The organism is Wolbachia pipientis, from assembly GCA_023052945.1.
Lineage (GTDB): Bacteria > Pseudomonadota > Alphaproteobacteria > Rickettsiales > Anaplasmataceae > Wolbachia.
The window spans coordinates 718811-733332 of the sequence record CP095495.1 but is presented as its reverse complement, the minus strand read 5'-3'; the positions used below and the strand labels follow the sequence as shown (position 1 = coordinate 733332).

Annotated in this window: 17 protein-coding genes, 1 tRNA gene and 1 pseudogene; 10 read left to right on the top strand and 9 right to left on the bottom strand. The window is 34.8% G+C overall.

The genetic code is table 11. The features are described 5' to 3' along the window. Window positions 1-28 precede the first annotated feature (28 nt). Window positions 29-101 (top strand) — tRNA-Thr (locus MWH06_03560). 22 nt (window positions 102-123) lie between these two features. Then, on the top strand, window positions 124-852 hold the full coding sequence (locus MWH06_03555) for a triosephosphate isomerase (GenBank protein UPA55670.1): 729 nt from the start codon (window positions 124-126) through the stop codon (window positions 850-852). Between the two features lie 220 nt (window positions 853-1072). Here the strand turns inward: MWH06_03555 and dprA are convergent, their stop codons facing one another. Then, the gene (gene dprA, locus MWH06_03550; GenBank protein ID UPA55669.1) at window positions 1073-2161 is read right to left on the bottom strand and encodes a DNA-processing protein DprA; all 1089 of its coding nucleotides are present in this window, start codon (window positions 2159-2161) and stop codon (window positions 1073-1075) included. Window positions 2162-2222: 61 nt separating this feature from the next. On the opposite strand from dprA, the gene MWH06_03545 reads away from it, so the two are divergent. Next, on the top strand, window positions 2223-2597 hold the full coding sequence (locus tag MWH06_03545; protein ID UPA55668.1) for a ferredoxin family protein: 375 nt from the start codon (window positions 2223-2225) through the stop codon (window positions 2595-2597). 534 nt (window positions 2598-3131) lie between these two features. On the opposite strand, the gene MWH06_03540 is transcribed toward MWH06_03545, so the two are convergent. After that, window positions 3132-3626: a Smr/MutS family protein gene (locus MWH06_03540; protein ID UPA55741.1), complete on the bottom strand. Its 495-nt coding sequence runs from the start codon at window positions 3624-3626 to the stop codon at window positions 3132-3134. Between the two features lie 92 nt (window positions 3627-3718). On the opposite strand from MWH06_03540, the gene rlmB reads away from it, so the two are divergent. The 3 genes from rlmB (at window position 3719) to MWH06_03525 (ending at window position 5830) form a co-directional block, all read left to right on the top strand. Further along, window positions 3719-4474: a 23S rRNA (guanosine(2251)-2'-O)-methyltransferase RlmB gene (gene rlmB, locus MWH06_03535; GenBank protein UPA55667.1), complete on the top strand. Its 756-nt coding sequence runs from the start codon at window positions 3719-3721 to the stop codon at window positions 4472-4474. Between the two features lie 96 nt (window positions 4475-4570). After that, complete coding sequence (locus MWH06_03530; GenBank protein UPA55666.1) at window positions 4571-5293, top strand: Bax inhibitor-1/YccA family protein; 723 nt, start codon at window positions 4571-4573, stop codon at window positions 5291-5293. Further along, complete coding sequence (locus MWH06_03525; protein ID UPA55665.1) at window positions 5294-5830, top strand: cytochrome c oxidase assembly protein; 537 nt, start codon at window positions 5294-5296, stop codon at window positions 5828-5830. It begins immediately after the preceding gene. A 243-nt stretch (window positions 5831-6073) separates the two neighbouring features. Here MWH06_03525 and MWH06_03520 read toward each other — a convergent pair whose 3' ends face one another. Beyond that, window positions 6074-6889 carry a transposase gene (locus MWH06_03520; GenBank protein ID UPA55664.1) on the bottom strand — a complete coding sequence of 272 codons (816 nt, stop codon included), beginning with the start codon at window positions 6887-6889 and terminating at the stop codon, window positions 6074-6076. A 77-nt stretch (window positions 6890-6966) separates the two neighbouring features. On the opposite strand from MWH06_03520, the pseudogene MWH06_03515 reads away from it, so the two are divergent. Beyond that, window positions 6967-8134 (top strand): annotated as a pseudogene (locus MWH06_03515) (IS4 family transposase). 116 nt (window positions 8135-8250) lie between these two features. Here MWH06_03515 and MWH06_03510 read toward each other — a convergent pair. The 5 genes from MWH06_03510 to rsfS all read right to left on the bottom strand — a co-directional run bounded on the left by MWH06_03510 (window position 8251) and on the right by rsfS (window position 11555). Next, on the bottom strand, window positions 8251-8727 hold the full coding sequence (locus MWH06_03510; protein UPA55663.1) for an SWIM zinc finger family protein: 477 nt from the start codon (window positions 8725-8727) through the stop codon (window positions 8251-8253). 466 nt (window positions 8728-9193) lie between these two features. Next, complete coding sequence (locus MWH06_03505) at window positions 9194-9802, bottom strand: hypothetical protein (GenBank protein UPA55662.1); 609 nt, start codon at window positions 9800-9802, stop codon at window positions 9194-9196. Between the two features lie 32 nt (window positions 9803-9834). Beyond that, window positions 9835-11085, bottom strand: coding sequence for a tyrosine--tRNA ligase (gene tyrS / locus MWH06_03500; GenBank protein ID UPA55661.1), 1251 nt, complete (start codon window positions 11083-11085; stop codon window positions 9835-9837). Window positions 11086-11100: 15 nt separating this feature from the next. Continuing rightward, window positions 11101-11238, bottom strand: coding sequence for a hypothetical protein (locus tag MWH06_03495; protein ID UPA55660.1), 138 nt, complete (start codon window positions 11236-11238; stop codon window positions 11101-11103). Then, window positions 11229-11555, bottom strand: coding sequence for a ribosome silencing factor (gene rsfS, locus MWH06_03490; GenBank protein ID UPA55740.1), 327 nt, complete (start codon window positions 11553-11555; stop codon window positions 11229-11231). Before rsfS ends, MWH06_03495 begins: the two co-directional genes overlap by 10 nt. A 181-nt stretch (window positions 11556-11736) precedes the next feature. Between rsfS and MWH06_03485 the strand changes: the two genes are divergently transcribed. The 3 genes from MWH06_03485 to MWH06_03475 are packed head-to-tail and all read left to right on the top strand — an operon-like array spanning window position 11737 to window position 13641. Continuing rightward, complete coding sequence (locus tag MWH06_03485; protein UPA55659.1) at window positions 11737-12354, top strand: ATP-binding protein; 618 nt, start codon at window positions 11737-11739, stop codon at window positions 12352-12354. After that, window positions 12347-12835: an RNA pyrophosphohydrolase gene (locus MWH06_03480; GenBank protein ID UPA55658.1), complete on the top strand. Its 489-nt coding sequence runs from the start codon at window positions 12347-12349 to the stop codon at window positions 12833-12835. Before MWH06_03485 ends, MWH06_03480 begins: the two co-directional genes overlap by 8 nt. Continuing rightward, entirely contained in the window at window positions 12832-13641 is an 810-nt protein-coding gene (locus tag MWH06_03475; GenBank protein UPA55657.1) for a TatD family hydrolase, read from the top strand. The genes MWH06_03480 and MWH06_03475 overlap by 4 nt, the downstream gene beginning before the upstream one ends. Here MWH06_03475 and mdh read toward each other — a convergent pair. Beyond that, the gene (gene mdh, locus MWH06_03470) at window positions 13616-14512 is read right to left on the bottom strand and encodes a malate dehydrogenase (protein ID UPA55656.1); all 897 of its coding nucleotides are present in this window, start codon (window positions 14510-14512) and stop codon (window positions 13616-13618) included. The two genes, MWH06_03475 and mdh, sit on opposite strands and share 26 nt — an antisense overlap. Window positions 14513-14522 lie beyond the last annotated feature (10 nt).

Sequence of the window (14522 nt, the reverse complement as noted above, 5' to 3'; positions counted from 1 at the left end):
ATAATTGTATATTATTAATGTGTTTAACGCCGGCTTAGCTCAATTGGTAGAGCAACTGACTTGTAATCAGTAGGTTGTCAGTTCAAGTCCGACAGCCGGCACTCTCACTCATAAGTAAAGTTGATGTCCTTTTTAATAGTAGCAAATTGGAAAATGAATGGAATGCGTTCTTCATTTGTTGACTTTATAGGCAAACTTAACAACAAGAGCAACGAAATTACCTCTAAATTAGTAATTTGCCCTCCTTTTACATCATTTCCAAGCAGTATAGAGTTGAACAATAATATTAATATAGGAGCACAGAATTGCCATCATAAAAAGTTCGGTTCTTACACAGGTGAAATTAGCGCAGAAATGTTGAAAGAACTAGGGTGTACTTACGTAATACTTGGGCATTCTGAAAGGGCCAATGAAAAAGATAGTGAAATAAAACTTAAGTCGGAAATAGCAATAGAATCAGGCTTACACCCAATTATCTGTGTAGGTGAAAATTCAGAAGATTATAAGAATGAAAAAACAAAAGAAGTAATAGAATATCAATGCAAAAACCGTTTGCCAACACACGGTGAATATACCGTAGCATATGAGCCAATATGGGCAATAGGCACAGGTCATGTGCCAAATAATGATGCAATTGCTGAGGTGATAGAGGTAATAAAATTGTGTACTGGTAAAAAACACATTACATATGGTGGTTCAGTCAATTCAGAAAATATAGAAAATTTGTTAAATATTTCAAATTTATCAGGAGTTTTAATTGGCAGTGCAAGCTTAGATTTCGATCACTTTGATAAAATCATACAACAAGTTGAAAAAAAGTTTTCTCTTATCAATTCTAAAATCAGCAACTAAGAATCCTATAGCAAATGGCATCATTCCAGTGTCAAGCATATATCTGTACGAACATCTAGTAAAACGACATACTGACCTATAGCTAAAGTGACTTAGGTTTACCGATAATTTGAAAAACAAAAATTCGTCATTCCGCTACTTGTTAGCGGAATCTATGCCAAGATACCGCGGCGGTATGACGTAGGAAAACCTTTCTTGGGTTAGCTATAGCTAAAGTAATCTAGAAAATTAACGATATTTTATTCCCCGGTGAACGCTCTATTTTGTTTTCCAACTCTAGTTCCAAAAGAGCCATTAGAGCTATGTTGGTAGAAAGTCCGCTTGCTAATATAAGTTCATCTATATCAACAGGTACAGAGTTAATATGATCAACTATAACAGATTTTGCCTGTTGTAATTTTTCTTGTTTTTGGTTAACAAAATGGTGCTCAACATCAAATAGGCTTTTTTGCTGTGGAGGTAAACTAAACCTAATACTCTCTATTATGTCATCAGCGGATTCGATAAGCTTAGCACCGTTTTTAATTAAATAATTACTACCACTACAGCGTGAATCTAAAGGGAAACCAGAAACTGCAAACACCTCTCTCCCTTGATTTAAAGCAAAATCTGCTGTTATTAGAGAGCCAGAACGTTTCGATGCTTCAATCACTACAACACCCAGTGATAGACCAGATATAATTTGATTCCTTTGAGGAAAATACTGAGGCTTTGGTTTAGTAGCAAATGGAAGCTCAGTAATTACTAAACCACCGTTCCCAGTGATTTTTTTGTATAGATCAAAATTCTCTTTTGGATACACCACATCAATTCCGCTTGCTGTAACAGCAATAGTGGGGTGATTTTTGTATATTACACTGTTTGCTGCAGTATCGATTCCTTTTGCAAGTCCAGAAACTACGATGAAACCAGCTTCGCTTAAATCAAGTGCCAACTTATTAGCAAAATTTCTTCCATTCATTGAAGAGTTACGCCCACCGATTATTGCAATTATCTCACGGCTTAATAATGATACATCACCAAGTGCAGTTATTATAGGAGGACAACTAGAGATATTTCTTAAAAGATCAGGGTAATCTGGGTCACATACGGGTATAATTTTAGCTCCAATTCTTTCTGCATTATTGATTTCTTCTCGTGCATCTTGAATGCCATACATCTTATTATTAGCCACCCTATTGAGATATTTTAGCACCTCATCTAGCGATCCATGTGTTCCTAGTATACTAAAAAACTTTATTGGTCCTATGGTTCTAGCCAGGCTTAACCATACTTCTAATTCTTTGTTGTTCAATTTATTTATCTTCATAAAGAGCTTGAATTTCTTATCAATTTAGTGTACCCAAGATAATGCAAATATACAGTGTTTTATGACGCATTTTGTTACAGATAAATGCATAAAATGTAAATATACAGACTGCGTGGAAGTATGTCCCGTTGACTGCTTCTATGAAGGTAAAAACATGCTCGTGATTAACCCAGATGAATGTATTGATTGCGGAGTGTGCATACCTGAGTGTCCAGTAGATGCAATTGTAACTGATGATTCCATAAAAGGTGTTTTAGAACTAGATGAAGAGTTACTGAACAGTGAACAAAAAACTTTCAAGTTATTTTACGATATAAATGTAGAATACTCACAAAAATGGCCAAATATCACAGCTAAGAAGCAACCTCTCTATACTGCAGAAGAGTATAAGGAAAAAAAGGATAAAACAGCTTATTTTGATGAAAATTTAGAATAATGCTACTGAAGGAAAAGAAACTTTTGTATTTCAGGGTTGTTGTTTTTGGTTGCTGAAAGTGGCTGTATTATTTAAGTTATTAATAATACTTACTGCTAAATTACAACTTCTTTGTCACTACCGTGTTCCGTGTTGTTGTATTATTCTTAACATTTATATGTGTATACATACACGTACCAATATTTGAGAGGAAGAAATGGTGCGCCAAGAAGTGCTTGGAGAACAGTTGGTGAAAATCCAACATAAACAAAGTCATTTGATAAAGACATAAGGTACACATAGTGCAAAAAATTAAACATGGGACGCCAAATACGTTGAGTTTTTTTGTCATTTAATCTGTACAGAGAAGATAAATAAATAGCTTCAGTTTCATGATAAGGGGGCTGGAGGAGTTTGTCAAGGAAGTTTTTCGCTTCTGCGGACTACTTGAATGACGGCTACAATGTTTGTACAATTGTGCGTAACGCGCTGCCGAACACTGGTTTTTATATGGCTATACAAGAAAAATTAAGGCTTAAAAGGAAACTTAAGCAGCTAATAGGGCCTAAGCCTTCTTAATAAAACATAAAAAGCCCCTTTACCACCATGTTTTTTCGTAGCTTGCTGGTAGTATAGAACCATATGCTGGATTTTAGTATCATTTAACCACTTATTTAAGTTATTCTTTATAGTGTCTGTTTTACTTGTTGCACTGCCGTATCCCGTAATTACCAATAAACATCTATTTCCTGCTCGATAATTTTTGATAATAAAATCTATCAATTTACAGTAAGCATCCTCTATACTATAGCCGTGCAAATCGAGCTTATCGCTTATAAAATATTTACCCCTATCAACTTTTGATTTTGTGTTTTGGTCAAGACAAAATGATGAGTGACCATTATTGGTATTAAGAAAATTCCTTTGTAAGTCGGAGGTACCTTTATCAACCATAGACTTTATATTTACTTTATGATCAACTTTCAAAGTAACTTTTCCACATTCTATTGGCTTAACATTTTTTTGCCAATCCAACTCATCGTCCGACATAAACGCATTAATCGAATTGTATAATTTTACAACAATATCCAAACATAGTAAAATGTTGCTTATTCTATAAAAACCAGATTTTCGATAATACGATGAAATCGTCAAAAACTAATGAGAATTTTTGGCTGTACGGAAAGCACACCTGCATTTCAGCACTGAAGAATAAAAATAGGCGGTGTATAGAACTGTTAGTAACAGAAAATTTCTATAGAGAACATGAAAAAGAAATTAGGCAATGTGTAAATAGTAAGGGCATTAAAGTTCGATTAGTAGAAAACAAAATACTTAATGACGTTTTATCTAAAGGTGCTAACCATCAAGGAATTGCTTTAAATGTTGCCCCTATTCTTTATAACTTAAGCATCGAAGAAGTAGCTGAAAGCTCAAACGACAGCTCTGCTATAGTCATTTTAGATCAAGTCACTGACACGCACAATATTGGATCAATTTTAAGAACTTCAGCTTGTTTTAATGTCGACGCATTGGTTTTACCACATAATCATTCACCTGGCGAAAATGCATCTATTGCAAAAGCAGCAAGTGGAGCATTGGATATTGTTCCGCTAATATACGTTACAAATATAGTAAAAACTATGCAGTATTTAAAAAAGGTCGGCTACTGGTGTTACGGGTTTGATTGCAATACTAAAGAAAATATAGATGAAATAAAGAGTTTTGGAAAAAAAATAGTGATCATTTTTGGTTCTGAAGAGAAAGGAATGCGGAGGTTAGTTAAAGAAAATTGTGATTATCTTTTAAAAATACCAATGTCAAATGCAATTAACAGTTTAAATGTTTCAAATGCAGCAGCAATAGGACTATACTCCATCTACATAAAACAAAAATAATTGCACATTAGTTGCAACAAAAAATGATTTTATGCTTGATAAAAATGTGGTTTTATATTATAATGTGTTAAATAACGGACAAAAGGAGTTATATTTATGTCTTACATGAGAAATGAACAGGATATCCGCTCTCAGGGCGTTTATTATAGCGCTGGGCTCAGAAGTTACCTAACTAAAGTATATAACTACATGGCTTTAGCTTTGGGCGTTACAGGGCTTGTTGCATTTCTAACGGTATTTTCTGGTCTTTTTCAGGTAATTCATTCCAATCCTGTTCTGTTGTATGCGATAACATTTTCTCCACTTGTGCTAGTGCTTTTTGTATATCCAAAAATCTTACATCTTAGTGTTCAGTCCGCGTTTACCGTGTTTTTCACGTTTTCGGTGCTAATAGGGCTCTCCTCATCTTATATTTTTGTGTTTTACACCGCGGAAAACATAGCAAGAGCGTTTTTCATCACATCGATCATGTTTGGTTCCATGGCTTTATATGGCAATACTACAAAAAAAGATCTGACTAGTATGGGTTTTTTTTTGAGAATGGGAGTCTTGGGGTTAATTATCGCGTCTATAGTAAATTTATTCCTTGGAAGTAGTCCTCTCTATTTTGCAATATCGTTCATATCAGTAATAGTATTTACCTTGATGACTGCATATGATGCTCAGAGAATCAAAGACGTTTATTATAGATATAATGATGGCTCAGAGGCTGCAGCCACTAAGCTGGCGATACTTGGTGCAACTAGTCTTTACCTCAACTTTATCAATATATTCCTCGATTTACTCAGGTTACTTAACTTGTTCAACAATAGAGATTAAATGTTCTCCTTTTTAAGGAGAAATGATAAAAATTCTATAGTCTTCTTTTTAATATCTTTGGTTGTGTTGATGTTATGTCTTGCATATGCATCAGTGCCTCTATATAGCATTTTTTGTAAAGCTACTGGATATGGTGGTACAACAAGAAAAGTGACTAACACGACAATAAGTGCAACTGACCAAAAAATCAGAGTTCACTTCAATGCTGATATAATGTCCGATCTACCTTGGGAATTTAAATCAGAAACTAACTACGTTGATGTAAACATAGGAGAACAAAGTTTAGCTTTTTATTACGTAAAAAATCTATCTGATCATCTTTCATTTGGTATGGCAGTATATAACGTTACGCCTTTCAAAGCAGGTAAGTATTTCAATAAAGTTGCATGCTTTTGTTTTGAAGAGCAAATGTTGCTACCAAAACAAAAAGCAGCTATGCCCGTATCTTTCTATATAGATCCTGAGATAATGCTTGATAGTAATACGAAAGATTTAAGTGAAATAACGCTATCATACACGTTTTTTAAGCTTAAGTAACGAACTTTTTGTATCCGTTCAGGCAATGGCGTCAACTTAAGGGATGTTAAGGAGTAGAATACTACAAGAAACAGCACTTTTGTTTCTATTTTATTTCAACAAAAAAGTTTAAAATGTGTCCTTTTTAGAGGATGCATGCAGAAAGGAAAAAATCTTATCTTACAAATTAAAAATACGATATAAGACCTGCTGCGAATCAAGCAATAAAAAAAAGGAAAGGAGGGTGACTAAAATCAAGGTTAACTAAAAGGCGTGCTTAAGATTTACAATACCAGCAATAATATTGAACCTCAGGTTATATTTTTTCTGAAAATTGCGATAAACATTCGACATAATCTTAAATATCTTTATCTCTCGGATCTTGTTTTCTACTCTCATTCTAAATGATGCTAATCTTCTATTATGCTCTGGAGTTAATGGCTTTTTACGATACTTTTTATATGGAATTATAACATTGCTTTGCAATTTTTGCCAACCTTGATATCCAGAATCGGCATGTTTTATGCTATCAAGTGGTAAATATTTTTCTTGTTTCCTTATGCGGAAATCACTAATTCTACCACGGTATGACTTTGACACTGATAAAATTCTTCCTCCTTCTTCGATAATAATCTCAGTTTTCATAGTGTTGGTTCTTTTTTTTCCTGAATATGATTTCTTCCGTTTTTTACTATCTTCTGGTCTCTGTATTTGCTGTTCTGTAACATCAGCCAAAATCTTCAGTATTTTTTCTGGCGTCATACTTCTATCTTTTGTTATAGTCACTTTTTTGGCGAGTAATGGCTCTATTCTCTTAAGTAACCTACATACATTTGCGTTGTGTACATTGAATAGGCATCCTAAAAATCTATGTGTTATGTAAGTGCGATAGTACAAAATTACGCAAAACAACTTATCTTCCAGAGTTGGTAGTTTTGATCTTCTACCATGACACTTTTTCTGTTTTTCCCATCCAGACCTCACTTTTTCCATTACTTTTTCGAACTCCTCTATAGTTAAACCTGTTATATTACGAAAGTTTCTTGGGTGTTTTTTTATATTATAGTAACTAAAGCTCATTTTTTTTCCTTACTTGATCTGCTTATTCTTCTTCTACCTCTCTCACATCATTTTTTCAATCACCTTTTTCAGCAGGTCTATACTCGAAAACTTTTCAGAAACTCCACTGTGTTGGAAAAAATAGTTTCACACGAACAAGAAAACTTCCTTTTACGACAGTATTTTCTATGATTTTAAAGTTAATTAAGAAAAGTTTAGGAATAGAATGTGAGCTTATGGATCCATTGACTTGTACCCTCAAAGCAAGCTTTTTCTAAAGCAAGATATAAGATTTGTCATATAGGTTTTAAAGAATTTAAGCATCCAAACAGCCTATCAAGATGAGCCTGAGTTGGAGAGGCTATAGGCTTATTGCAGCAGATGGTTCTGGTATTCGATTACCGAGCTCTGAAGAAATTGTATCCGAGTTTGAACCAAATGGAACAACAGGTATAATGCCACCATTAGCAATTTGTTTGTTGATTTATGTACTTCGCTGATTTGCAGTGCTCGCCTTGCGGCTTGGAATGTGGGTGAGCAAACGTTAGCAGAAGAACAATTACCTGAAGTCGTTACTCAAATGCGTTCATTAAATCAAGATAGATTATTATTTATCTACGACCGTCTTCATTAAAATTCATTCAGCAGCATTATGAATTGAAAGTAGACTTTATTTTTCGCTTGCAAAAAAGAAATTATAGCAAGCTATGGAAACGAATTTCATCTGATGAATTAGATTTTGATTTTATACTAGAAAATAAAAAGCTAGAAAATAAAATGAAAGGACAAAAAGTCAGGGCTTACATTAGCCAATAGAGAAACAGAAGTGCTGATTACCTCACTTTTTGACCGAGAAAAATTTACTTTGGAAGATATCAGCAAAGCTTATGTATTAAGGTGGCACATAGGGGAAACGACTCAAAATAGGTGCAGAATTAGAGAATTTTTCTGGAGTAAATTTAGAGGCTGTATTACAAGAATTTTGGGCGAACTTAGTTATGTGCAATATATTGTCGCTTCATATGTGTGATGCACAAGGGCCTTGGAACCCAGATCAAATCGCTGAATATCGTTTAAATTTTTCAGTTTTATTTGGTGTAATGAGACAGAAACTCTATCAAGTGCTGGTCGGAAATTGTTCGCCAAAAGATTTTCAAGCTCTTTTTGATAGAGCAAGTATACGTGCTAAAGTTAACAGAAAGATTGTATAGCCGCAATAAAGTAGATAAGCCTAAACGCCATCATGTCTTTAGGAGAGTTTGCTGATGGAGGCTCTTAAGTTGACGCCATTGCCTGAACGGATACGTGTTAGCGCCGCGGCGGTATGATGCCTTCCTTGGATCAGCTATAGATTACCTGATCTCACCATCTTTCCAATCACTTTATACATAATTCTCGGATTTTGAAAACTTACTTTGAGTGAATTGCTCATATTCTTCATCCTCTAGTTCTTCAAAAATTTCTGGATGTTGGTCACCTAGACGAACAATTATTGAAATGAGCTCTTTGTTTGTTTTTTTAAGTAAAAACCTTTCAAGGAGAGTTTGTTCATCAACATATCCCGGGCACATAGATGATCGATACTCCTTTCTGTCAAGATCAATCAAAGCAAAACCCGTTGCAGCCATATGCTTGCACGGACCATAATATACAAATGCAGGACAGGAACACTTTCCACTAAGGAATGGACCATCGTATTCTAGTTTTATCCGATATACACTTGATCCAACTACCTCTGATTTAGCGTGAGATTTGTTGATAGATACGTTCCGTACTTTTCCTTTGTTGAAATAATCTCTTCCGCTAGAGAGGTAAGATTCTTTAAGAAGATTTTTGATATCTTTATAATATAATCTCATTTTTGCCTCCTTATTTCATATATAAAGCCCTCAATTTTCTAATATATCCTTTCTTCCATAAAAATTTATTAACCCACCGCGACTTTTATATGGCCCTGCGGACAATTTTATAGTGCTATAGCTGACTCAAGAAAGGTTTCCCTACGTCATACCGTGATTCATTCCACAACTGTACGAACGTTGTAGTTTGGGCCACCAGTGGGGCAGTGCCCAGACACTGGGATCCAGCTTCTATGCAACTTAATTAAAAACGTTTGTTTTAGCGTAAGACAACTACCTTTAGCTCATCAGCTCAGTTATAAGCAAAATTCCTGGATTCCAGACTGGAATGACACCATTTGCTGTGCAATTTACCTTCAAAAATGAATGTTCGTACAGCTGTAGATTCATTCGCGGTATCTCAGCATAGATTCCGCTAACGAGTAGCGGAATGACGAATTTGTTGTTTTTCAAATTGTAGGTAAACCTAAGCCACTTTAGCTATATATAATAGAATTTCGCTTTCTACTATCTTTCCAATCGCTTTATACATAATTCTCGAATTTTGGAAATTTGCTCCATGTTGTACGGTATGTTTGGGTAACCAGTTCTCAATAAATTGTTTATGCTTTTCTACTTTGTAGTTTCCAAGATGTTCGGGCTCAATTTTCTCTTCCTCTGTCAGTTCTAGTGAGGCACTATTTTCTGGAAAAGTTATATCAATAATTCGATTTTTATAACGAAGGTAGCAGTGCATTTCCGGAATTTGCAACAAGTTATACTCATTTAGAACTGCAGAGATTTTTGGAGTGTTTACTTTACTCATCATAAAAACTGCTATGTGTAACGTCATAGCAACTTCGCACTCAAAACTTAACTCATATATAAGTGCATGCTTTGTGCTGCATGTACCACATTTCTCACTAATTACCGATAAATAATCTGTACGATTGTTATTACGTCCGTAAGGCAGTTCATGTACATACTTTAATGCTTCACGGAATGTAGTAATACCCAAAGTTAAAAAAAGATTTGATATAGGCTTATGATGAGATAAATATATTTGACTTAAGTCATTCGTATCATAATTTCTCACTTGTACAAAATTTGTTTTCTTACCTTCGAGACCTAATCTGCCACAACTTTAACATGACGCTTCTTTCCTGCAGATAATTTTATAAATGACTGACCTTTAAAGCTCTCGGAATTTATTATATAGTTAACATCGTTTATGATATTATCATTAACTTTGCATCCATTGCCCTGTATTAAACGCTTTGCAGCGCCTTTTGATGGTTCAAAACCGATGTTATGCAGTAGGTTTACTAAGGATATGCCACTTGCAACTTGTTCTTTTTTTATGATGTAATCAGGAAGTAGTGAGCTATCTTCATTCTCAAAAGCAGAGACTGCAGCAGATAGTGCAAGTTCCGCTTCTTTGTTACCATGACATATTTTTGTCACCTCTGTTGCTAAAACTTTTTTTGCTTCATTTATTTCCTGGTCTTTTAAGGATTCTAACTTTTTGATCTCATCAATTGACACATCAGTGAGCAATCTCAAAAAACGTCCAACATCTTGATCATCAACGTTGCGAAAATATTGCCAGTAGTCGTAAGGCTTTAGCATATTATCATCAAGCCACACTGCTCCACTTTCAGTTTTGCCCATTTTTACTCCTTGAGCATTCAATAAAAGAGGGACAGTAAGGCCAAACAGCTCAGGTAAATTCAACTTTTTTCCAAGCTCAATTCCGTTTACTATATTTCCCCACTGGTCTGACCCTCCAATCTGCAGACGACAGCCATGCTTTTTATTCAACTCAACAAAATCATAAGCCTGCAATAGCATGTAATTAAATTCCAGAAAGCTTAAGGTTTGCTCTCTATCCAGCCTGATTTTCACACTATCAAAACTTAGCATACGATTTACAGAAAAATAAGCTCCTATATCACGCAAAAAATCTATGTATTTTATGTTATCCAACCAATCTGCGTTATTTACTATCATTGCACCAGTCTTGCTGTCATTAAAAGACACCATTTTCTCTAATATTCTCCTTATGCTGGATGTATTTTGATTGATGTTCTCTACGGGCAAGATGCTTCTTGCTTTATCTTTGAAGGATGGGTCACCAATTTTTGTTGTGCCACTTCCAAGTAAGACTATCGGCTTATAACCAAATTTCTGCAGGTGACGGAGCATCATAATCTGAATTAGGTGACCAGCATGAAGACTTGGTGCTGTGCAATCAAACCCAATGTATGCGACTATATGATTATTTTCGGATAATAGCTGATCTAACCCTTCAATATTTGTACATTGGTATAGGTACCCTCTTTCTTGGATAAAATTTAAAAACTCGGACTTGTGTTTCATTTTATAAACCCCAGCCTATCCTGTCATTAATGCCGAAGGTAACCCTAATAGAGAAGCCTCAGCTACTTGAATGACACCACCTGTGCAGGAGTTGCCTTCAAAATTACAACGTTTGTGCAGTTGTGTACCAGCTATCCAGGCAATCAGTTCCATAACTCTTCTATTTTATAATACTCCCTTACTTCTGACCTGAATATGTGAACCATTATGCCTTGAAAATTCAAAATTACCCAATTGCCTTCATCCATACCTTCTACATCTATTTTATCATGTCGCTCGAGACTTTTTATTACGTGTTCAGCTAACGCTTTCACATGGCGACTTGAATCACCAGATGCAATAATCATATATTTTGCAATAATGGTTCTATTCTGCACATCGAGAGTAACTATATCGTGACCTTTATTTTTATCTATTATACTTACAATCATGCTTTTTATTGATTCTGTATCACTGGATACATTAGTCATCATCTTAAATTATTTAATTTACTTATAATTATACACTCAAAATCTCTAAATATAAACTATTTTCAACGCGACTGTTCGTTAAAAAGGTATTACCTGCATCTATTTTATCATCATGTTTTTAGCATGTACAATGTATATACTTTTATGTATAATTGAGAATAGCTTTTTACTAATATTCATTATGGGCAAGACTCTCATCTACTTAATCGGCTTTCCAGGCAGTGGTAAATTTACTACTGCAAAGGAACTGTGTAAAATCATTAGTGCGGTGATAGTAAGCAATAATCTATTCAATAATATTATATTTGATATTGTTAAATTACAAGATGCTGAAGTTCCAGATGATCTGTGGGAAAAGATTTTTGCAGTCAGAGAAAATATGTTAGCAATACTGGAAAAACACTACATAAAATCAAAACATTATATATTTACAAATGAATTGACAGAGGGTGATTCCTATGATCAAAGATTGTACAACTCAGTGGTAAATTTAAGTAAAAAAATGGGCGTAAAAATTTTTCCTGTAGTATTACATTGTAATAATGAGGAACTAGTAAGACGTGTTCAATCAGAAGAAAGGCACCAGGAAAATAAAATTACTTATTCGGATTTTGCTATGAAAAAAATTGAGGGGAAAAGGCTATTTATACCAGAAGGTACACTTGAAATTGATAACTCGAACTTAAGTGCAAAGGAAGTTGCAAAGAAAATTGTTGAAGAGATGAAGGAAGAAAAAAATGGAAAATTAATTAAAACTTCTGTAATAAATCATTTAAAAACAGAGCGTACTCGTGGTTGAGCAGAAAGATAAGTATCGTCCTTGTGTTGGCATAATGCTATTTAACAGACAAGGACATGCCTTTATTGGAAAACGCTTTGATAGCGACTCTTACTGGCAGATGCCACAAGGAGGGATTGATGATGGTGAAGAGCCGGAACATGCAGCGCTACGTGAGTTGCTAGAGGAAGTTGGCACTGATAAAACAGAGATTATAGCCGAAAGTAAGGGTTGGATATACTACAACTTACCTGAGGAATTTATACCAACTTGTTGGAATGGGAAGTATTCTGGACAAAAGCAGAGATGGTTCTTAATGAGGTTTTATGGGGAGAACCAAGATATTAATATTAACTATACTGATCATCCAGAGTTCAAAGAGTGGCGTTGGCAAAGTATAGATGATTTAGTAGCCAATGCTATATCATTTAAAAAAGAAGTTTATAAGACAGTGATAGAAGAGTTTTCTTCTATAATAAAAGCCTCAACAATAAGCTCATGATAGTAGATTCTCATTGCCACTTGATTTATTTTTCTGATGATGAAATACCAAAAGTAATTTCAAGGGCAGAGCAAAATGGTGTAAAAATTTTGCATAACATATGCGTAAGCATTGATGATATCCCTAAATTATTAAAAATTTCTTCATCATACGATCAAGTCTACTTCTCTGTTGGTATACATCCACTTGATGCTGCTATAGAAAACGGTGAGTGTATACATGCTGATGAATTAGTTGAATTTACTAAGAATCAAAAGGTAATTAGTATCGGTGAAACCGGGTTAGATTTTTATAAATCTGACAACAAAGACAATCAGAAAAAAAGTTTTGCATCACACATAGAAGCAGCAAGAATAACTGGGTTGCCCTTAGTTATTCACACTAGAAATGCTGATGATGAGATGATTGATATATTAAAATCAGAAATGAAAACTGGCACTTTTGGTGGAGTAATGCACTGCTTTGCTTCCTCTAAAGAGCTTGCTTATCAATCTATAGATTTAGGGTTATATATTTCATTTTCTGGAATCATTACTTTTAAAAATGCGAGCTTACTCAGAGGAATTGCACAAGGTGTACCACGCGAACGTGTTTTGGTTGAAACTGATGCACCGTATCTATCACCTGAGCCTTACAGAGGAAAAAAGAACGAACCAGCAATGGTAAAATATATTGTGGATTGTTTGGCAGAGTTATGGAATGAGTTACCCGATAAAGTAGCAGAAATAACCACAAGCAACTTTTTTAGGTTGTTTACGAAACTTGAGCTACAGGGAAATTCTATAAAACCATTGATTTGCTTATGAGCCTAAATAGTTCTTTCACTGCATTCACAGATTTATCGAACATTTCTCGTTCACTATTATCCATCTTAACTTCTAGGACCTTTTCAACTCCATTTTTTCCAATAATTACAGGAACACCAATAAACAAATCTTTTACACCATATTCACCATTAAGGTAAGCAGCACATGGTAATATACGCCTTTTATCTTTTAAATATGATTCTAACATGCATATAGCTGAAGATGCAGGAGCGTAGTATGCAGATCCAGACTTAAGCAGATCAACTATTTCTTTACCGCCATTGCGAGTGCGCTTCACTATTTCATCAACTTTTTTCTGCGTAATGAGACCCATATTGATAACTTGGGTAAGTGGAATGCCAGCGATAGAAGTGCAATTAATGAGTGGTACCATAGTGTCACCATGTCCTCCAAGCACAAAGGCAGACACATCCTCAACTGAGATATTTAGCTCTCTTGCAAGAAAATAACGAAAACGGGAAGAATCAAGCACTCCTGCCATTCCAACAACCATATTAGCTGGAAGGTTTGAAAATTTATGCACCACTGAAACCATGGCATCCAGAGGGTTGGTAACCACTATTACAAACGCGTTTGGAGAATATTTTTTAATATTTTCGCCAACCTCCTTCATTACTTTAGCATTGGTTTGCAGGAGGTCATCCCTGCTCATTCCTGGTTTTCTGGCAATGCCAGCGGTTATTATAATTGCATCAGAGTCTTTTATGTCTTCATACTTATTTATACCAACTAAGTTAACATCAAACCCATCAATGGAAGATGACTCTGCTATGTCGAGTGCTTTACCTTGCGGTATTCCATTACTAATATCAAGTAAAACAACATTGCCGAGTTCCCTTAGTGCAATCATATGGGCAAGA